22 protein-coding genes and 1 pseudogene are annotated in these 17,946 nt (G+C 69.7%); 10 read left to right on the top strand and 13 right to left on the bottom strand.

The window, feature by feature from the left end; genetic code table 11:
- Positions 1–42: 42 nt before the first annotated feature.
- The 5 genes from PSED_RS06555 to PSED_RS06535 form a co-directional block, all read right to left on the bottom strand.
- Positions 43–804, bottom strand: a complete 762-nt coding sequence (locus tag PSED_RS06555) for a hypothetical protein (protein WP_013673465.1) — start codon at positions 802–804, stop codon at positions 43–45.
- A 21-nt stretch (positions 805–825) separates the two neighbouring features.
- Positions 826–1,785 (bottom strand): DUF302 domain-containing protein, encoded by a 960-nt coding sequence (locus PSED_RS06550; protein ID WP_101437555.1) that lies wholly within the window; start codon positions 1,783–1,785, stop codon positions 826–828.
- A 146-nt stretch (positions 1,786–1,931) separates the two neighbouring features.
- The gene (locus PSED_RS06545; protein ID WP_013673463.1) at positions 1,932–2,657 is read right to left on the bottom strand and encodes a Crp/Fnr family transcriptional regulator; all 726 of its coding nucleotides are present in this window, start codon (positions 2,655–2,657) and stop codon (positions 1,932–1,934) included.
- 1 nt (position 2,658) lies between these two features.
- Positions 2,659–3,192: a hypothetical protein gene (locus PSED_RS06540; RefSeq protein WP_143770386.1), complete on the bottom strand. Its 534-nt coding sequence runs from the start codon at positions 3,190–3,192 to the stop codon at positions 2,659–2,661.
- Positions 3,193–3,281: 89 nt separating this feature from the next.
- Positions 3,282–3,860, bottom strand: coding sequence for a hypothetical protein (locus PSED_RS06535; protein WP_143271421.1), 579 nt, complete (start codon positions 3,858–3,860; stop codon positions 3,282–3,284).
- A 163-nt stretch (positions 3,861–4,023) separates the two neighbouring features.
- Between PSED_RS06535 and PSED_RS35615 the strand changes: the two genes are divergently transcribed.
- Positions 4,024–4,224 carry an anti-sigma factor family protein gene (locus PSED_RS35615; protein ID WP_083845102.1) on the top strand — a complete coding sequence of 67 codons (201 nt, stop codon included), beginning with the start codon at positions 4,024–4,026 and terminating at the stop codon, positions 4,222–4,224.
- 99 nt (positions 4,225–4,323) lie between these two features.
- Positions 4,324–5,334: an inorganic phosphate transporter gene (locus PSED_RS06530; protein ID WP_013673460.1), complete on the top strand. Its 1,011-nt coding sequence runs from the start codon at positions 4,324–4,326 to the stop codon at positions 5,332–5,334.
- Here the strand turns inward: PSED_RS06530 and PSED_RS06525 are convergent.
- The 5 genes from PSED_RS06525 to PSED_RS06505 form a co-directional block, all read right to left on the bottom strand.
- The gene (locus tag PSED_RS06525) at positions 5,316–5,858 is read right to left on the bottom strand and encodes a CDP-alcohol phosphatidyltransferase family protein (protein ID WP_013673459.1); all 543 of its coding nucleotides are present in this window, start codon (positions 5,856–5,858) and stop codon (positions 5,316–5,318) included. The genes PSED_RS06530 and PSED_RS06525 overlap by 19 nt on opposite strands.
- A gap of 128 nt (positions 5,859–5,986) precedes the next feature.
- Entirely contained in the window at positions 5,987–6,538 is a 552-nt protein-coding gene (locus tag PSED_RS06520) for a carboxymuconolactone decarboxylase family protein (RefSeq protein WP_013673458.1), read from the bottom strand.
- A gap of 12 nt (positions 6,539–6,550) precedes the next feature.
- Positions 6,551–7,612, bottom strand: coding sequence for a nitrate/nitrite transporter NrtS (gene nrtS / locus PSED_RS06515; RefSeq protein ID WP_013673457.1), 1,062 nt, complete (start codon positions 7,610–7,612; stop codon positions 6,551–6,553).
- A gap of 92 nt (positions 7,613–7,704) precedes the next feature.
- Positions 7,705–9,060 carry a dihydrolipoyl dehydrogenase family protein gene (locus PSED_RS06510; protein ID WP_013673456.1) on the bottom strand — a complete coding sequence of 452 codons (1,356 nt, stop codon included), beginning with the start codon at positions 9,058–9,060 and terminating at the stop codon, positions 7,705–7,707.
- 14 nt (positions 9,061–9,074) lie between these two features.
- Positions 9,075–9,812: a Crp/Fnr family transcriptional regulator gene (locus tag PSED_RS06505; protein WP_013673455.1), complete on the bottom strand. Its 738-nt coding sequence runs from the start codon at positions 9,810–9,812 to the stop codon at positions 9,075–9,077.
- Positions 9,813–9,950: 138 nt separating this feature from the next.
- Between PSED_RS06505 and PSED_RS06500 the strand changes: the two genes are divergently transcribed.
- From PSED_RS06500 to PSED_RS06480, 6 genes and pseudogenes are all read left to right on the top strand, one after another.
- Positions 9,951–10,298: a DUF427 domain-containing protein gene (locus tag PSED_RS06500; protein ID WP_013673454.1), complete on the top strand. Its 348-nt coding sequence runs from the start codon at positions 9,951–9,953 to the stop codon at positions 10,296–10,298.
- On the top strand, positions 10,295–10,954 hold the full coding sequence (locus PSED_RS06495) for a glutaredoxin domain-containing protein (protein WP_013673453.1): 660 nt from the start codon (positions 10,295–10,297) through the stop codon (positions 10,952–10,954). The genes PSED_RS06500 and PSED_RS06495 overlap by 4 nt, the downstream gene beginning before the upstream one ends.
- Before the next feature lie 126 nt (positions 10,955–11,080).
- Positions 11,081–12,157, top strand: a pseudogene (locus PSED_RS06490) (multicopper oxidase domain-containing protein); the annotation flags it as partial.
- 122 nt (positions 12,158–12,279) lie between these two features.
- Positions 12,280–12,711: a multicopper oxidase domain-containing protein gene (locus PSED_RS35610; RefSeq protein ID WP_369333444.1), complete on the top strand. Its 432-nt coding sequence runs from the start codon at positions 12,280–12,282 to the stop codon at positions 12,709–12,711.
- Positions 12,708–13,259 (top strand): hypothetical protein, encoded by a 552-nt coding sequence (locus PSED_RS06485; protein WP_158511297.1) that lies wholly within the window; start codon positions 12,708–12,710, stop codon positions 13,257–13,259. The genes PSED_RS35610 and PSED_RS06485 overlap by 4 nt, the downstream gene beginning before the upstream one ends.
- Positions 13,260–13,324: 65 nt before the next feature.
- Positions 13,325–13,618 (top strand): DUF427 domain-containing protein, encoded by a 294-nt coding sequence (locus PSED_RS06480; RefSeq protein ID WP_013673450.1) that lies wholly within the window; start codon positions 13,325–13,327, stop codon positions 13,616–13,618.
- A 24-nt stretch (positions 13,619–13,642) separates the two neighbouring features.
- Here the strand turns inward: PSED_RS06480 and PSED_RS06475 are convergent, their stop codons facing one another.
- The 3 genes from PSED_RS06475 to PSED_RS06465 all read right to left on the bottom strand — a co-directional run bounded on the left by PSED_RS06475 (position 13,643) and on the right by PSED_RS06465 (position 16,626).
- Positions 13,643–14,116: a hypothetical protein gene (locus PSED_RS06475; RefSeq protein ID WP_013673449.1), complete on the bottom strand. Its 474-nt coding sequence runs from the start codon at positions 14,114–14,116 to the stop codon at positions 13,643–13,645.
- A gap of 72 nt (positions 14,117–14,188) precedes the next feature.
- Positions 14,189–15,001, bottom strand: a complete 813-nt coding sequence (locus PSED_RS06470; protein ID WP_013673448.1) for a class I SAM-dependent methyltransferase — start codon at positions 14,999–15,001, stop codon at positions 14,189–14,191.
- Positions 14,998–16,626, bottom strand: a complete 1,629-nt coding sequence (locus tag PSED_RS06465; RefSeq protein ID WP_013673447.1) for a radical SAM protein — start codon at positions 16,624–16,626, stop codon at positions 14,998–15,000. The genes PSED_RS06470 and PSED_RS06465 overlap by 4 nt, the downstream gene beginning before the upstream one ends.
- Before the next feature lie 245 nt (positions 16,627–16,871).
- Here PSED_RS06465 and PSED_RS06460 point away from each other — a divergent pair, with 245 nt between their 5' ends.
- Both PSED_RS06460 and PSED_RS06455 read left to right on the top strand, forming a co-directional pair.
- On the top strand, positions 16,872–17,420 hold the full coding sequence (locus PSED_RS06460; RefSeq protein ID WP_013673446.1) for an RNA polymerase sigma factor: 549 nt from the start codon (positions 16,872–16,874) through the stop codon (positions 17,418–17,420).
- Positions 17,417–17,680, top strand: coding sequence for an anti-sigma factor family protein (locus tag PSED_RS06455; protein WP_013673445.1), 264 nt, complete (start codon positions 17,417–17,419; stop codon positions 17,678–17,680). The genes PSED_RS06460 and PSED_RS06455 overlap by 4 nt, the downstream gene beginning before the upstream one ends.
- The last annotated feature ends 266 nt before the right edge of the window (positions 17,681–17,946 follow it).

Below are 17,946 nucleotides of genomic sequence, written 5' to 3'. Positions count from 1 at the left end.
GCTGGCCGCACCACAGCTGCGGCCAGGCCACCCGGCGTCGCTTTACTTCCGGTGCCGGGTGGCCGCAGTGCCCTCCCGTCCCATGACCGTGCGCCCGAGACGCAGCACCGCTGTCCACAGTGGAGTGACGCCGGAGCCGAACCGGTGCACCAGCAGGCCCAGGAGGGCACCGAACACCAGGTGTGCCAGGTACACGGTGGTCTGGAACTCGCCGACACCGACGGTCGAGAAGATCCCGCCGATCCCCAACGAGCGCGGCACCGGGCCGGTCACGAATCCGAAACCCAGCGCCAAGCCGTAGACGGCACCGATCACCGCCGCCACCCAAGCGCCGCGCCTAGCCGGGAATCCGCCGACGACCAAGGCGAAGATCACTCCGAACATGGCGCCGTTCCAGAAGTGATCGGCGTAGCCGATGATCGTGGCGGCGGTGTCGGGGCCGAGCATGATCCGTCCGGTGGCCTTGACACCCATCAGGGTCGGCAGGTCACCGGGCATCGAATCGAACACCCGGAACCCGGTGATCCGCACCGCCTCCAAGCCGACCGTCGCGACCACACCCGCCGCCGCGCCGAGACCGATCCCGCGGACCAAGCGCTGCCATCGCAGTGCCGCCGCGACAACGACCACCAGGATGAGCAGCCCTGCCGCAGGTGCCCCGACGTAGAGCAGCAGATCCTGGAACTGCCAGCGTTCGGTGGCCGACAGCGCGAACAGCTCCGCTCCCGCGGCCGCCGCGGCCAGCAATGCCAGGGCGGTCGCGGCCAGCTCGCCGAACTGGTTCCACGGTGATGCGCGGTCCATCAGGTTCCCCACTTCGGCCGGTTACTTGACCGCGTTGGCGAGCATCGTCATGGCCTGGGACATCTTCTGCCCGCCGTCGGCGAGCTTCGGGTTCACTGCCTGGAACAGGGCGTTGGGGTCGAAGTAGCTGACGTGGGCCTTGCCGTCGTTGTCGGCCCAGACGAGAATGCGCAGCGGGATCACCGCGCCGATGGCGGGAGCTTGCTGGAAGAACATCTTGCCCACGCTGGGGTTGCCCGCGAAGAACGTGTGCGCGCCCTTCAGTTGCAGCCCGGTCGCCTTCAGCGCCCCGGCCTGGTCCAGATCGCCGAGGATCATCATGCCGTTGGCCGACACCGCCTGCTTGAGCGCGTTCACCGTGTCGTCGAAACTGCCCTTGGCGTCGACGGTGACGAACTTGGCGTCCTGTGCGGTGCCGGGCTGGCCGGTGCCGCCCGTTGCGGCCTTGGCGATCATCGCCGCGGCGTCGGACATCTTCTGCCCGCCGTCGGCCAGCTTCGGGTCGACCGCCTGGAACAGCGGCTTCGGGTCGAAGTAGCTGATGTTCGTCTTGCCCGTGTCGTCAGCCCACACGTGCATCTGCAGCGGGATCACCGCGCCGATGGCGGGCGTCTGCTGGAAGAACATCTTGCCGGCGGCCGGGTTGCCGACGAAGAAGCTGTGTGCGCCCTTGAGCTGCAGACCGGTCGTCTTCAGCGCGCCGGCCTGGTCCATGTCGCCGAGGATCATCATGCCGTTGGCCGACACCGCCTGTTTCAGACCATCCACAGTGGACTGAAAGTCCTTGCCCGAGGCCACCGTGATCAGGCTGGTCTGCGCGGCTTGCGGGTTCTGCACCGGGGCGGACGAGGCTGCCGGGGCCGAGGTCGGCTGCGATCCGCTGCCGGTGTTGCCGCCGCCGCAGGCGGTGGCGCCCACGGACAGGGCGACCGCCGCGGCGGTTATGCCGAGCAGCCGGGAACGACGTCCCATAGTCGTCATACGCAAGATAGTGAGCTCCTCATGCCAAGATGTGGTTTGTCTCGACGGTGCCTGCGGGGCGCGGTCGAGCGGGGTGCACGGGCGCACGCCGAGTTCGGAACCCGCTGGCTGGTGCCGGACATTCCCTTTTCCCGCAGGTTTCTGGCTCAATCGTGTGCTGCGCGACGCAGGCCGTCGATGTCGAGCAACCGCACCTGCCGGTAGTGGAGGCTGATCAGCCGCCTGCGTTCGAAGTCGCGCAGTACCCGGTTCAGCGACGGGCGCGGGATGCCCAGCATGGCGGCGAGGGTTGCCTGCGGCAGGGCGACGACACCGTCGCGTGCCTCGCTGAGCAGGTGCCGGGCGACCCGTTGCGGCAGCGCGCCGTCGACCAATCGCAGCAAGCGGGCCTGGCTGTCGAAGAAGCGGCGCGCGCAGCTGATCAGCCACACCCGGGCCAACACCGGCCGATCCGAAACCAGGCGCCGGAAGTCCTCGGCCGCGATCCACAGGCAGGTGGTCGTGGTCGCCGCGCGCGGGCGATACGGCGGATCTCGGTCGAGCAGCAGCGGGATGTCGCCGAACACGTCGCCCTGGCGCAGCACCTGTGCGACCCGCCGGTGCGGGCCCTCGCCGATCATCAGCTCGATCGCCCCGCTGCGGATCACCGACACCCCGTCGGGCCGGTCGCCGGATGCGAACGCGTCCGCACCCGCCGGGAGGATGCGGACCGCGAGGTGCGCGGCCAGCTCGGCCACGTCGCCGTCGGGTACGTCGACGGCCGTATCCCCGGTCAGGCACTGGATCAGCCACCGGGCGGCCCGTGGGGTGATCGGGATGTTCCGTGCCGTCCGGCAGGTCTTGGGTCCGGGACCGGCCGGGTCGCGGAACACGTTACGACCGCGCTGAGCGGGCCTGGCGTGGTCGCCACAGTAGCAGGAAGAGTGCGACGAGCACGCCGTAGACGAGGTGGTTGAGGACCTGGAAGGGCTGGTTGAGCCGGGTGAACACGGCGAAGACCGCGCTGCCCAGCGCCACGAAGTTCACCACGTACAGCGCCAGGCCGTAGCCGGCGCCGATGAGAACCGCGGTGGCGTCGGTCCGCGCCCGGCGCAGCAGCCACGCCAGGACCATCCCGAACGCGGCGGACAGCATGAGGTGGACGACCGCGCCCAGGAGCGGGCTGGCCGTGCCGGCACCGATGGCGTGCTGGCCTTGCACGATGCTCGCGATGGCCAGCAACGGGATCTTCACCGGCATGCCCTGGCTGACGACCAGCCACATGGTCATCGCCGCGAACAGCATGCCGGCCGCCATACCCGCGACCGCGCCGCGCGCGAGTGTCGCGACGAGGAGCCGCCGGTCGGCACGAGCTGGGCGGCGCGCCAGATCGCTATCGGGTGACGCCGCGGGCGAGGTGGTCATCATGCCTCTCTTTCGACTTCGGGAACCGGGGTGCGGTCCGGGCAGCCGGAGGGGGCATCCGGCATGCCCGGACCACAAATCGGACAGCAGGGTCAGGATTCGACGGTCACGTCCGCGGAGAACGTGCGGTACGGGGTGGACTGCTCGGTGGCATCGATCCGGTAGGTGCCGTCGATACACGTCGTGCCGGTCGCACCGAAGTTGAAGTCGCCCGACAGGTCGGTGCGTGCCGTCGCGCCGTTGAGGCTGTTGCCGCCGACGCAGGCCGCATTCAGCCCGGCGCTGCTGAGCGTGACATGCATCAGCGGCGGCAGGTCACGCCCTTCGATGACGAACGACACGTTGCCGTTGCGGTCGGCCCCGGTGGCGTACACCGTTACCGAGCTCGAACCGTCGTAGTCACTGCCGTGGTGGCGGTAGTGCCGGGGATTCCGATCGATTGCCCCGTTGTGCGTCGAACCACCGAGCAGATCGCCGATGATGGGGATGTTGAGCTGGTTGTGCGCCGGAGCCGCTGATGCCGGCAGCGCCACGGCCAGTGGGGCGAGCACCCCGGCCGCTGCCGCGGCAAGCAAACCCATACGTCGCATATCTTTCTCCTGTTCTCGGACTGTTCCCGCGAGCGGCGGCATCCATGTGTCCACGCCGGGCGCGAGATGATCGGCCAGCACGCTGTGAAGCTGCGAGGCGCGAACTGGCACGACGGAAACTCGGTAAGATCTCGCGGACCTTCCGATCCGGATCGGCTTTTTTCCGCGAACCGGCTGCAACTGTCACAACCGTGACAGACCGAGCAGGCGGGAATTCGGCCCGGCTGTCACCGGGTTCCCCGACATGGGTTGGCGGCATCGGCAGTTGCGCAGAGCGGTAGGGGCCTATGTGGATGGTGAGCTTGCCGTCCGTGATCGGCTATGGGTGGTGGCGCATCTGCGGGCGTGCCCCGGCTGTCGTGAACTCGCCGCAGCCTTGCGCGGGATCAAGGAAGCTCTGCGTGGCATCCCGGGCACGTCGAGGCGATCCGTCAGCGACGCGTGAGTGACGTCTGGAGATTGTCAGCGCGCCGACACAACTCCTTCCCCGATCGCGGGTATGCCGCTGGAATGCCCGGATCGGTTCCGGGAATGAGGAGGACCAGTGACGGTGGCGATCCTGGTGGGCGTACTGCTGCTGGCCGGCACCAACGGCGCCAACGACGTGTCCAAGGGCGTGGCCACGCTAGCTGGTTCCGGTGTGACGCGCTACCGGACGGCGGTTGCCTGGGGAGCTCTGACCACGCTGCTCGGTTCCCTCGCCGCAGTATGGCTCGGGACCAGCATGCTCACGTTGTTCTCGTCGGGCATCGTCGCCGCGGCACCGACTCCGGAGTTCGCTCTCGCGGTCCTGGCCGGAGTGAGTGTCTGGGTGGCTGCGGCGACCCTGTTGCGGTTGCCGGTCTCCACCACGCACGCGATCGTCGGCGCGCTGATCGGCGCCGGCCTGCTGCTGGACTCGAAACAGGTGCGGTGGTCGGCCCTGCTGACCAAGGTGGCGATTCCGCTCCTGGCCAGCGCGGCTGCGGCGTTCGCGATCTCGGCAGGCGTTGCCGTAGTCGCACGCCGGATCGACGCCGGTGCCCGGACCCGGCCTGCGGCCGCGGCGCGCCTCTACGGCGGAGTCCCGTTCGTCCCGGTAACCAGAGTTCCGCCGGCCATCCTGACGAGCCTGCACTGGTTGTCGGCCGGGGCGGTCAGCGCGGCGCGGGGTCTCAACGACACGCCGAAGCTGGTCGCGGTCGGTGCGTTCGCTCTCGTGCCGGCGGGGATGTCGATCGCTGGGGTCACTTACCTTGTGGCGGCGGCGATGTGCGCCGGCGCCGTGATCGTTGGGATTCCTGTAGCCCGCCGGCTCGGCGAAGGCGTCGTCTCGCTGCGTCACACAGAGGGGCTTCGCGCGAACCTCGTCACCGCCCTTCTGGTCGGCATGGGCGGCGCCGCGGGACTGCCGATGTCCACCACGCACGTATCCACCGGCGCGATCGCCGGGACCTCGGGCACCGAGCTGACTCGGCTCAACACGCGCACACTCCGTGACTTCGCCGTCGCGTGGACCGTGACCCCGTTCGTCGCCGCACTGGTCGCTGCCGGGGTCTACCTGCTGCTGCGGTAGCCACGTGTCCGGCGAAGGAGGGCGCGGGCGGCGAGCACGGCCTGCATCGCCGCGGCCGGCCGGACGACGACGGGCCGTGGCGCGTCCACCATCCGGCCGCGTCCGAAGCTCGCTGTGGTGACCGCGACGACCGGAGCGACCCAGGCCGCCAGCGCGGCGATGCGGACCCGGCAGCTGGGTTCGTGGCGCAGGGCGAACCAGGCCCAGAAGGCCGCGTCGGCCAGCGAGTCCGCGGCAGCCCCGAACCGGGACGTGGTACCGAGCCTGCGGGCGAGGTGGCCGTCGGCGACATCACTGGCGAGGGCGACAACGGGGACGGCCCACCCGTCGGTGATCGCGGGCAGGTTGGCGCGGGTCAAGGTGACGATGTCGGCCGCACCGAGGGAGCGGCGGTCTTCCAGCATGCCCAGGTGGGTGGCCGCCAGCACCCAGCTCGCCATCGTCCACACAGGACGCTTCCCGCGGCCGGCCGCGGCGAAGACGAGGTGCAGCAGGGTGATCTCGCCCAGCGCACGTGGCCGCATCCGGGCCTGGTGGATCGAGCGCCGAACGGTGTCGAGGAGGAATCTGGTCCAGGCTCGCGGCCGCCATCGTCCGTGCCGCAACCCGTCCAGGAGCGCGTTGGTGGCTGCGCGGCTGTCCGGTTCGGTCGTCACCGGTCGTCGCCGAGCATTGTCTTGAGGCCCGCGTATCCGCCGTCGGCCAGCCGCCGCGCCGAGCGTGTGAAGTAGTCCGGGCCCGCCGTGATGCCGAGCCCGTCGACCAAGCGGTTCATGAGGTTGAACAGCGCGCATACCGAGACCGCGTCGTGCAGGGCACGCTCGTCCCAGCCTGCGGCGAATACCGCGTCGGCGTCGGCCTCGGCCATCCGGTTCGGGGTGCGGGTGAGCCTCCCGACGTAAGACAGGAGCGGTTTGAGCCGCTCGTCGACCGGCGCGGTGTCGACATCGGTGAGCAGTGCGCTGAGCGTGTTTTCGGGGATGCCGAACGCGGCCGCGGTGGCCGTGTGGACGCCGTGGCAATAGCCGCAGGAATTGAGGCCGGAGACGTAGGCGGCGATGAGCTCGCGTTCGGCCACGCTCACCGGGGATGGCCCCCGCAGCAGCGCCTCGTGATAGTCGAGCAGCGGTCCCGCGGTGTCCGGATACGCCCGGAACACGTCGAGCAGGACCGCGTCGGTAGGCAGCGACGGCAAGTACGACAACCGGTTCTCCTCTCACCCCGCGACGGGCAGGTGGGCGACGACGCGGCGCAGCGGAAACGGCAGCCACCGGCCCGGCAGCGCCCAGGACGCCAGCGCGGCGCGCGCGGCCTCGACCCGGTCGGGCGCGATGTCGGGAAGGTACAGCCCGTCGAGGAGCAGAGCCGCCGCGTGCGGATCGCCGATCTCGCGCCGGAACACGCGGCGTTCGCTGGTGTCGACGATGAACCCGTGCGCGCGCAGGATCTTCGGCAGCGCGTCGCGGGCGTCGGGGTTGGGCCAGGGCTGGGAGCGGATGCCCAGGGCCCGCATCACCCGCCACCAGCCGAGGAGTCCGCGCCCGAACCACATCCGGGACGGGACCAGCGCCACCAGCGTCCCGCCCGGCCGCAGCACCCGCTTCACCTCGGCCAGCACCGCATCGAGCGGGGTCAGCACCTGCAAGCACATGGCCGCGCACACCGCACCGACGGCGTTCTCTCCAATCGGCAGCCGCTCGACGCGGCCGCGAACCACCGGGCCGCGACCGGCGGCCATCGCGAGCGCCAGCTCCCCGGCGGAGAAGTCGACGCCGAGCCACCGCGCGTCCGGAAGCAGCTCACGGGTGGGCGCTGAGCCGCAGGCGAGGTCGAGGATCACCGCATGCCGGCCGGGCAGCGGTTCGAGCAGCCACTCGTAGGGCTGCTCCGCTCGCCGATCCGTGGCCTGCTCCAGGAGCAGTTCGGTGATGCCGGGCCGGGCGTCGTGGTAGCGGGCCAGGTAACGGGGCCAGGGCGTGGCGTCCGCTGAGGTCCGGCGTCCAGCGAGGTAGCCCACGCTGGCGACGATGAACGGCACCGCGTAGTTCACCGCCACCCGAACCCACGTGCTCGTGGTTCCCGTGTCGGCGACGATCGTCGTGCCCTGGTTGACCAGCGACAGCACGGTGCCGACCACGAGCGCCACCGGAAACGCCGTGCGTGCCGTCCGGCCGCGCACCACCAGCAGCGCCGCCTCGCGCGGCCGCGTCCACGAACACCGCGGGCACATCTGCCTGCCGGTGTGCCGGCAGACCTCGCCAGCCACGTCGACCGCCACCTCGTCACCTCACAACCGTGGACCCAGGAAGCTAACCGCGGCCCTCGCCCGGCGGCAGGGAGAGTGTCAGCGAGCGGACACCACCGTGACGATCAGAACAGCCGGGACAGGGCGTCTTCGATGGCGCGGTGGAAGGTCGGGTAGGCGTAGATCATCTGCTTGAGCCGGTCGACCGGCACTTCGGCGTGCACGGCCACGGCGAGCGCGGAGAGCACTTCGCCGCCGTGCGGGCCGACCGAGGTTGCGCCGATCAGGACGCCGCGGTTCGCGTCTTGGACGAGTTTGATCACGCCGTCGTTGCCAGCCTGGTGGATCCAGCCGCGGGCGGAGCTGGGCACCTCGGTGGTGGCGGTGAGGACGTCGATGCCCCGCTCGCGAGCCTGGGCCTCGGTGAGCCCGACCGCTCCGACCTCGGGATCGGTGAAGGTCACCCGCGGCACGGCGTGGTACTCGGCGCCGGGGCCGTCCTCGCCGAGGATGTGGCGGGCGGCGACCGCGGCCTGATACATCGAGACGTGGGTGAACGCGCCCTTGCCGGTGATGTCCCCGATCGCGTAAACGCCGTCGGCGATGCGCAGGTACTCGTCGGGTTCGACGAACTGGCGGTCGGTGTCCAGCCCGATCGACGCGAGGCCGAGCCCGGCGAGGTCGGTGGCGCGGCCGGTGGCCACCAGCAGTCGTTCGGCCTTCAGTTCGCCGTCGGGGATGCGGACGGTGAAGCCGGTGCCGTCGTGGGATACCGCCTGGGCGGGGGCGCCGGTGTGCAGCGCGAGTTCTTCGGCGGTGAGGACGTCGGTGAGGACCTGGCTGGCTTCGGGTTCTTCGAGGGGCAGGATCTTCTCGGCCACCTCGACCACGCTCACCTGCGTGCCGAACCGGGCGAAGGCCTGGGCGAGTTCGAGGCCGATCGCGCCGCCGCCGAGCACGATCAGCGACTCCGGTGCGGTCTCGGCCGCGACGGCGTCGCGGTTGGTCCAGAACGGCGTCGCGGCCAGCCCGGGAATCGGTGGGACGGCCGGGTCGGTGCCGGTGTTGAGCACGATCGCGCGGGTCGCGGTGAACTCCTCGTCCCCGATTCGCACCGTCTGCGGGCCGGTGATCCGGCCGTGGCCCCGGATGAACCGGCCGCCTTTGCCGGTGAAGCGGTCCACGGCGACCTGGTCGTTCCAGTTGTCGGTGGCCTCGTCCCTGGTCCGCGCCGCCACCGGCGCGAAGTCGGGTCGGATATCGGCCTGCCCGGCCAGGGCCGGCACCCGCCGGGCCTCGGCGAGGCTGTTGGCGGCGCGGATCATCATCTTGCTCGGAATGCAGCCGTAGTAAGGGCATTCGCCGCCGACGAGGCGGGCGTCGGCGCCCACCACGGCCAGGCCGGCCTCGGCGAGCTGGCCGGCCAGCGCTTCGCCACCTGGGCCCATGCCGATTACGACCACGTCGACGGTGTTGGACATCGCGGTTTCGTCTCCTATCCGGCTGTGGTGAGCAGTTTGGCCGGGTCGCGCAGGCCGATGGCGGCGTAGCGCACCTCGATCAAGCCGGCTCGTTCGAATTCCTTGAGGATCTTGTTCAGGGACGGGCGCTGCACACCGAGCATGGCGGCCAGCGTGCGCTGCGGCAGCGGAACCTCGCCGTCGACCGCTTCGTCCAGCAGCAACCGAGCGACCTGCTCGGTCAGCGACCGCCCCAGCAACCCGACGATGCGGCTCTGGCTGGTCGCCAGCCGCTGCGCGACGCTGGAGAGCCATCGCCGGGCGATCTGCGGGTGCTCGGCCAGCAGCTTCTCGAACGCGGCCGCGTCCAGCGACAGGACGGTCACCTCGTCCAGCGCCCGTGCGGTGTAGGTCAGCGGCATGTCGAGCAGGTGCTGGATGTCGCCGTCGACGTCACCGGGCTGCAGCACGTACACGACGGACCGGCGCCGCCCGGCACCCACCGACAGCTCGACCCGGCCACGCTGCACGATCCACACCCCGTCCGCGGCGTCGCCGCCGCGAAAGAGGACCGCGCCACGCTCGTAGGTCCGGGTGCGCAGGGTCGCGGCGAGCGCGTCCACGTCGGCGCGGCCCAGCGGCGCCGCCTCGCCCCGGCCGACGCAGCGGGCCACCCACGCGGCCTGCCGGATCGCCAGGTCGGCCGCGGGACCGGTGCCCAGCAGCCGCATCGTCTGCTCCATCGCCGCGGCCGGCAGCTTCGACAACGCCATACATGCAGCGTGGCAGCGTCTCGCCGGGAATGCTCGTCCGATCACCGTCGAGTGTCAGCGAGGTGACACACTTCGATACGTGTCAGCGTGCTGACAGTCCAGCTGCCCGCTTCCCGGCGGCAGTGGTGGTATGGAGTCATGTTGCGTGCCGTGTGGAACGGGATCGTGCTGGCCGAAGCGCCACGCACGGTCCGCGTCGAAGGAAACCACTACTTCCCGCCGGACTCGGTGCACACCGAGTACTTCGCCGAGAGCCGGACCAAGACGCTCTGCCCGTGGAAAGGCCTCGCGAGCTACTACAATCTCACCTCCGACCGCGGTAGCGAGCTGGACGTGGCGTGGTACTACCCGCATCCCAGTCCGCTGGCCCGGCGGATCAAGAACCACGTCGCGTTCTATCCCGCGGTGCGGATCGAGGGCGAACCCGAACCGCGGCCCGACGGCAGCTTCTGGAGCCGCCTGTTCGGGCGTTCCACGGCGTCATGAGCGCGGACCCCGCGGCCACGGTGTACTGGCGGCCCGGCTGCCCGTACTGCTCGCGGCTGCTCGGCGACCTGGACCGGATCGGCCTGCCCGTCACCAAGGTCAACATCTGGGCGGACCGGGCCGCGGCGGCGCGGGTGCGGGCGGTCGCGGGCGGCAACGAGACCGTGCCCACCGTGGTGGTCGGCGACACCGCGATGGTCAATCCGCGCGCCGGAGCGGTCCTCGACGCCGTCCGAGCCCATGCGCCGGATGTTCTCGCCGATCTCGACGTCGACGGCATGACGGCGCGCGCCGCAGGTCCGTGGCAGGCGGGCCTGGCCGTGACCCTGCTGGCAGCCGCCGGCTGGTTCGCCCTCGCCACCGCCAATCCGACGACCAGCTATCACCTGGCGCCGGCCGTGGTCGCGGCGGCCTGGCCGATCGCCCGGCGACTGCGAGCCGGACGGCCGCTGCCGATCGGCGCAGCAGCCCTCACCGCCTTCGGCGGTGCACTGATCGCTGTCGCGGTCACGCTGCTGCTGTCCGCGCGGGACGCACTGGCCGGTCCCATTCTGTTCGGCGTCCCGCCGCTGACCGAGGCGTTGCTCAGCGTCGCGCTCGGCTTCGTCGTGGGTACGGTCCTCTCGCTAGTCGGTCGCCGAAAGAAGGCCGGTTGACTCTCACCCGATCCGGGGGAGGTGATCACCCAGTACGGGGGTTTTGTGGTCCCGGTGGAGTGCTGACGCCCCGGTGAGCGGGTTTCGTCGACATCGCCAGACGAGGGTGGATGTCGGAGGAACTCGATGGACCGCAGGGCGTTTCTGACCCGACTGACCGCGGCGGCACTGGGCGGCGTCCTGCTGCCCCGCTCCGCGATGGCGCCCGCGGCGGATGCCGATGGCGACCGGTTGCGCGACCTGCCGGAGGTCCGCAGCGCGGGCGGGTTGCTGGACTATCGGCTGGACATGGCCGCGACCCAGGTGCACGTCCGGGACCGGGTGCTGACGCTGGACACCTACAACGGCGGACTGCCCGGCCCGATCCTGCGCGTCCGCCCCGGTGACCGGATGCGGCTGCTGCTGCGCAACCGGATGCGGCCGATGGGCATCCCGCTCAACAAGCTGCCCCCGCTGTGCGCGGCACACCCCGGCGACACCGCCGGCACCACCGGCCACCCGCACGGCACGCTCGACTGCGTCCCCTCCGCCGCCGGGAACATGCTGCGCGGTCACACCCTGCCGCAGACCATGATCGCCACCAACATCCACACCCACGGCCTGCAGGTCTCCCCGGAAGGCGTGGCGGACAACGTGTTCGTCCGGGTCGACCCGCTCGGCTCCCACCAGTACTCCTACGACATCCCCGCCGACCACCCCGCCGGGATGCACTGGTACCACCCGCACTTCCACGGCTCCACCAGCCACCAAGGGTGGGCCGGGCTGTCCGGCCCGATCATCGTCGAAGGCGACATCGACCAGGTACCCGAGATCGCCGAGATGCGCGAGCGGGTCCTGGTCGCCAACGAACTGTGGATCGGCGACGACAACGGCGAGGTCCCCACCACACTGGTGATCCCCACCGGCGGCCCAGTCCCGTTCAACGGCATTCCCGCGATCCCGTCCAGCATGTACTTCACCATCAACGGCCAACTGCTGCCCGAGATCACCATCCGGCCCGGCGAAACCCAGCGCTGGCGCTTCCTCAACGCCAGCCCGCACCGTGCGCTCTGGCTGCACATCGACGAGCACGACCTGCACCAGATCGGCCAGGACGGCATCCCCTTCGCCACTCCGCGCCGCCGTCCGAACCTCATGCTCACCTCGGGCAACCGCGCTGAGTTCATCGTCCATGGTGGACAGCCGGGCCGGTATCGGGTCTACGCGCAGCGCTACGACCAGGGCCACCCTGGCGGGCCCGTCCCTACGTCCAGCTCGCCACCCTCATCGTCACCGGCCCGCCAGCTACTGGTCGAATCCCGGACAAGCTGGTCGAGCCGCCGCGGATGCCGGACCTGCCGGTGGCCCGCCGCCGCACACTCACTTTCTCCGGCGACATCTCCGGGCGGCACGGCATCGGGGTTCGATTCCTCATCGACGGCAAGGAATACGACATGGACCGCATCGACCAAGAAGTCGAAGCCGGCACGGTCGAGGAATGGACGATCGTCAACGAGGACGTCTTCCAGCACCCCTTCCACATCCACGTCAACCCCTTCCAAGTCGTTGACGTGCAAGGGATCCCGCCCGGCGACACCTCCTGGTACCCGGACCCCGAGGTGTGGTGGGACGTATTCCGGCTACCTCCGCGCGGCCGGTTCACGATGCGCACCTACTTCCGGCCGGACACGATCGGCAAGACCGTCTACCACTGCCACATCCTTCCCCACGAGGACAACGGCATGATGGGCAACATCCTCATCGACCGGAGGCGGTGAGCATGCGCCGCCGATACCTGGCCATCGCCGCCCTGACCGTTTTGCTGCTGTGCACCTCTAGCGCTGTCGCCGCGCCCGGCTCCGACGACGGCGGCGGCCAGCCGCTGACCAACGGCCACGCCTATGTGTTCACCCAGCAGCAACGCGACAACCTGTTCTGGTGGAACGGCACCTGGATGCCGCAAACCGTGCCGAACGGCGCGCATATTCAGGTCCAGCTGCCCAGCGACCCGATCCACTGGATCCCCGACACCGGACCCACCTGCCAGCCAAGCCCGACCGCCGATCTCGTGCCCACCTGGCTGCTCCCGCTGCGCGGCCGCGTCGACCTCTACGACCGCAGCACCCTGCCCAACGAAGGCCGCATCACCGGCACCTCGACGATCTCGGTATTCGACTACCACGTCACTGGGCTCGGCATCACCACGATCTGCCTGCGCCCCGACCCACCGGCCACCGACCCGGAACTACTGGGATTCCCCGCGGGCACGCCGCCCTTCTACGTCGTCACCGTGATCGTCGGCGTGCCCCAGCTCACCGTGCCGTAGGTATCACTGGGAAGTTCAGGCGCTCCTACCGGGTTTCCTCCCCGACAGCTCAGGAGAGGATTCCCATGATCTACCAAGCCGTGTGGCAGGACACCGTGCTCGCCGAAAGCGATGACATCGTCGAAGTCGAAGGCAATGCCTACTTCCCCACGGAATCGGTGCGGCAGGAGCACTTCCGGGCCAGCGACACGACCACGGTCTGCCCGTGGAAAGGCACCGCGCGCTACCTCACCGTCACCGTCGACGGACAGAGCAATCCCGACGCGGCCTGGACCTACCCGCAGCCGTACCCGGCCGCGGAGAAGATCCGCAACCGGGTCGCGTTCTGGCACGGCGTCCAGGTCCGCCAGACTCGGTGACGGCCGAGGTGCCGCATCACCGCGTCAGGATTCGAGGACGGACACGGTGACGGCGCCCGCGGCCAAAGCACCCACCTCGGCCGCGCACCGCAGCCTCCGGTCAAGTCCGGGGGCTGCCGTGCGTGCCTGCTCATGTAAGCCAAGGCCGTAGCCAGCGAACACCAGGACCACCTGACGTGCGAGCGCCAGACGCACCCAACCTGTGGGGAGGCCGAGTGGCGCCTGGTCGAGCAGTGGCTGGAACCGCGGCCACCGCAAAGTCACCCGCCGGTTGCCGTCGATCAGCATTCGCCACCCAACAAGGGGCTGCAGCGCGAGATGATCCAGATCGGTCGTCAACCTCAGCCCGTGGGCCAGGGCCACCCGATAGAGCGCGTCCGCCGCGATCGCACCCCCGTTCGACCGGTCCGCTGCCTCACCCTCCATCACCAGCACCGCGACACAGGGTTCGCGATGACACCAGACGCCGGCCTGCGCGTGCAGTTCGCGGTCCCGCATGACGTCGCCTCCTCGCCGAGCACAACCGTGCTCTCCCGCAACCACGCGAGGACGGTGTGCCGAGCAGGACTGTCAGCCGGCGAACACTCTTTCCGAAGCGCGCCTCTCGGCGACGAGCAGGGCGTACCCGATGAGCCCGTCCGCCACGGCCTCCCTGGCCAGCGCCACATACCGCAGCACGGCCTCGACATCCACCCCGGCTTCGGCCAGCCGGGCGGACGCGGTCATCCGCAGCACCCGCAGCCGGGCGTCGATCTCGTCGATCATCCGCGCGATCGCCGCGTCGTGGGTCTCGGTGTGCACCACACGCAGCCCAGCCCGTTCCAGAATCGCCGCGTACTCCGCGAGCGGGCGGGCGTCGGCGATACAGGCGACCCACGCCGCCAGCGTCCCCAATTCCTCGGGTAGCCCGCCCTCGGCGATCGTGACGTCGGTGATGCCGACGCGGCCGCCCGGCCGCAGGATCCGAGCGAACTCGGCTGCGGCGGTGGCCTTGTCCGGAAACGTGCAGAACGCGCACTCACACACCACGGCGTCGAAAGCATTGTCCGGCAGCGGGATCCGTTCGGCGTCGCCGAGGTGGAACCGCACCTTGGCAGCCAGCCCGGCCTCGCCGGTCGCTGCCGTCGCGCGTTCTACTGTGGACTGTCCGAGGTCGACGCCGTCAACGGTGACGTCGTACTCGGCGGCGAGCAGCCGCGCGGTCGCGCCGGGCCCGGTGGCGATGTCGGCGACCCGCTGACCGCTGTGCAACCGCAGTCGCTCGGCGAGTTTTCTGGTCAGCGCCGGCCCGCCGGGATGGTAGGACTCGCCGAGCACGAGGGCCACGGCGTCGTTGCCGTAGGAGGCGGCGCAGCAGGCCTTGATCTCGGCCGGCGTGCTCATTCCGGCACCGCCCGCCGGCCGACGTTGGTGGTGTCCGGCGCGATCGCGGGCCGGTGCCCGTTGCCGTTGCCGTTGCCTGCGGCATCGGGGGTTCCGGCGATTTTGGAGCCGTAGGGCGAGTCGACCAGCAGCGGCCGCAGTTCGACCGAGTTCGGGACGACGTCGGCGATCTTCACCCCGGACATCTGTGCGCGCACCTGCTCGCGGTAGCCGACGGAGTTGTAGGCGCAGAACGGAATCAGCCGGCCGTCAGGGGTGATCTCCTCGACGCAGCACTTCATCAGCTGTTTGACGTTGAGCGTGTAGGGATCCTGGAAGTCCTGCACCACGATCATGAACGCCCGGTCGGTCAGGTCGGCCAAGGCCTCGGGCAGGTTCACCCCGCACGCGTCGGTGCAGTCGAGCGCTTCGGCGGTCTGGCGGAGCCGCTCTTCGGTGGTGTCAGTGCCCATGAACGCCGAGGCGCTCCACAACTTCTCCAGGGCTTCTCGGATCGCGTAGTCCGGCACGACCCGGTTGGACACGTAGTCCAGGTAGTCCTCGACCTTGAGCAGCCGCGGGATCGGCACCACCCCGAAGTCCGGCTGCCCTGGCGTTCCTTCGGTGAGCAGGTAGGTGATCGACCGGCAGGTCGGGAAGCAGCAGGGCACGGGGAAGAAGTCGTCCTTGCCGAACCAGTGCGGGCGTTGCGCGGCGATCAGCTCGATGACGTCGGAGTTGGTCAGCCGGGTCAGCGGATCGAACTCGACGTGCCGCCCGGAGTGCGTGACCGGCTGGAACGACACCGACCGCACCGCCGGATGCGCGAGCCCGAACTCGATGATGTCACCGAGCTCGTGCTCGTTGAGCCCGCGCTCGACCGCCGCGACGAGGGTGACGGTGAGCCCAGCGTCGGCGCAGTTGTCCAGTGCCTGCCGCTTGCGCTCGCGCAGGTCCTTGCCGCGGATCTCCAGGTGGGTGCGCTGGTCGAAGCCGTCGAACTGCAAGTAGATGTTGATCGATTTGCCGGCGCGGCCGTTGCGCTCGCCCAGTGCCGCGGCGAACAGTTTGTCGGTCGCGAGGCGGATGCCGTTGGTGTTGAGGGTGACGTTGCGGATCGGCTTGGCCTGGGCGAGGTCGATGAAGTCGAGGATGTGCTTGTGGATGGTGGGCTCCCCGCCGGAGAACATCACCACCTCCGCCTCGCCCTCGGATTCGACGAACACGTCGAGCATGCGCTCGCACTGCTCCAGGGTGATCGAGTAGCCGTCGGGCTGGTGGCCGGAGTCGGCGAAGCAGATCGGGCAGTCCAGGTTGCAGTTCGTGTTGACCTCGATGATCCCGAGGCAGGCATGCTGCTTGTGCTCCGGGCACAGGCCGCAGTCCGACGGGCAGCCGTCCTTGACCTCGGTCTGGAAGGTCAGCGGGATCGTGCCCGGCTTGTTGAACCGCGCCGAAGACAGATAGGCCTGGGCGTCGCCGTAGACCAGTGCCTCAAACTCGCCGTGGTCCTTACAGCGTTTCCGCAGGTAGACCTTGTCCTCGCGGATGTTGACCTGTGCGTCGAGAACCACTTTGCACACCGGGCAGATGCTCTTGGTGTACTCGACGAACACCTCGTCCCGATCCCGCTTCCGCTCCGCCACCAGCCGCTCCTCGGTCAAGGTTCGTGATCAGGGTGCAGGCACAACCCCACCAGCCAGGGCCAATCCCCGCAGCACGAATGTCAGCACGCCGACACTGTGCGACGGCGGAAGAAGTTCACCAGAACCAAGCCGGGCAAGTGTGTCGGCCACCTGACACATCACCCCTTCGGGCCCGCCGTGACCTTCTACGTTGCCCTCGGCGCGACGGCAGACATCCAGTGTCGACGGGGAGAAGGGGGATCGCTGTGGCGGAGGTTGGCACCCGGGGTGACACGTTCGCGCGCTATGTCCTGCCGGAGACCGACGTCCTCTACCGGGTAGCCCGCACGCTCACCGGCCAGCCTGCCGACGCCGAGGACCTCGTGCAGGAAACCCTCCTGCGGGCCTACCGCTCGATGGACCGGTTCGACGGCGAACACCCCAGAGCCTGGCTGCTGACGATCCTGCGCAATGCCGAACACAACCGGCACCGCCGCCGGCGACCGCACCTGCTCGACGACCCCGATCAGGCCCTGGACACCCTCTGCGACCACCACGCCGACGACGGCAACCCCGAACACCTCGTCGTCGACCAGTGCTTCGCCGCCGAAGTCGAAGACGCGTTCAACGCGTTGCCCGACAAGTACCGGCAGGTCATCGCTATCGTGGACGTCGAAGGCCTCGGCTATGCCGACGCCGCCGAAGCCCTCAACATCCCGGTCGGAACCGTCATGAGCCGGCTGCACCGCGCCCGCACGCGAATCCGGCGACACCTGACCACGGCTGCGGTTACGACTCCCGGAGGTGTGTCGTGAAGATCCTGTCGCTTGTCCAGTGCTGGCAAGTATCACGAGTTCTCCAGTCCTATTTGGATGGACAGACCGACGACGTGACGTCTCGCCGCATACAGGAGCATTTGGACGAGTGCCGACGCTGCGGCCTGGAAGCCGACACCTACCGCGCGATCACCAACGCCCTTACCCGCCACGACCTGCCCACCGACGAGGTCGTCGGCCGGTTACGCGCCTTCGGCGAGGCCCTACGCGACACGCCGCCCGAGCGGCGCTTCGGCTGAAAGTTCAGGCGCCTCAACGGAAGGAGCGCCAATGGCACGGCCACCGCAACCTCCGTTTACCGCGTGAGCTGCCACCATTGCCGGGACGGCCGGTGGGCTCAAGCGGCTCGGCGTCGCGCAGATCTCCGACGGCCTCATCGCCCTCCCGGCCGACGCCCGCACCCGCGAACACTCGACTGGATCGCCGACGGAATCCTCGACGCCGGCGGCAACGCCGCCATCCGGATCGCCCACCCCGGCACCACGGTCACCGAACGCGACCTGGC

This window comes from Pseudonocardia benzenivorans CB1190, assembly GCF_000196675.2.
In the GTDB taxonomy this organism is placed as follows: domain Bacteria; phylum Actinomycetota; class Actinomycetes; order Mycobacteriales; family Pseudonocardiaceae; genus Pseudonocardia; species Pseudonocardia benzenivorans.
This window is presented reverse-complemented; position numbering and strand designations above follow the sequence as displayed.

Bases quoted from the DNA above. Each gene is read 5' to 3' on its own strand.
- PSED_RS06555 (WP_013673465.1), bottom strand. From the start codon at position 804: ATGGACCGCGCATCACCGTGGAACCAGTTCGGCGAGCTGGCCGCGACC.
- PSED_RS06550 (WP_101437555.1), bottom strand. From the start codon at position 1,785: ATGACGACTATGGGACGTCGTTCCCGGCTGCTCGGCATAACCGCCGCG.
- PSED_RS06540 (WP_143770386.1), bottom strand. From the start codon at position 3,192: ATGATGACCACCTCGCCCGCGGCGTCACCCGATAGCGATCTGGCGCGC.
- PSED_RS35615 (WP_083845102.1), top strand. From the start codon at position 4,024: ATGGGTTGGCGGCATCGGCAGTTGCGCAGAGCGGTAGGGGCCTATGTG.
- PSED_RS06525 (WP_013673459.1), bottom strand. From the start codon at position 5,858: ATGCGGCCACGTGCGCTGGGCGAGATCACCCTGCTGCACCTCGTCTTC.
- PSED_RS06510 (WP_013673456.1), bottom strand. From the start codon at position 9,060: ATGTCCAACACCGTCGACGTGGTCGTAATCGGCATGGGCCCAGGTGGC.
- PSED_RS06505 (WP_013673455.1), bottom strand. From the start codon at position 9,812: ATGGCGTTGTCGAAGCTGCCGGCCGCGGCGATGGAGCAGACGATGCGG.
- PSED_RS06500 (WP_013673454.1), top strand. From the start codon at position 9,951: ATGTTGCGTGCCGTGTGGAACGGGATCGTGCTGGCCGAAGCGCCACGC.
- PSED_RS06495 (WP_013673453.1), top strand. From the start codon at position 10,295: ATGAGCGCGGACCCCGCGGCCACGGTGTACTGGCGGCCCGGCTGCCCG.
- PSED_RS35610 (WP_369333444.1), top strand. From the start codon at position 12,280: ATGCCGGACCTGCCGGTGGCCCGCCGCCGCACACTCACTTTCTCCGGC.
- PSED_RS06480 (WP_013673450.1), top strand. From the start codon at position 13,325: ATGATCTACCAAGCCGTGTGGCAGGACACCGTGCTCGCCGAAAGCGAT.
- PSED_RS06475 (WP_013673449.1), bottom strand. From the start codon at position 14,116: ATGCGGGACCGCGAACTGCACGCGCAGGCCGGCGTCTGGTGTCATCGC.
- PSED_RS06470 (WP_013673448.1), bottom strand. From the start codon at position 15,001: ATGAGCACGCCGGCCGAGATCAAGGCCTGCTGCGCCGCCTCCTACGGC.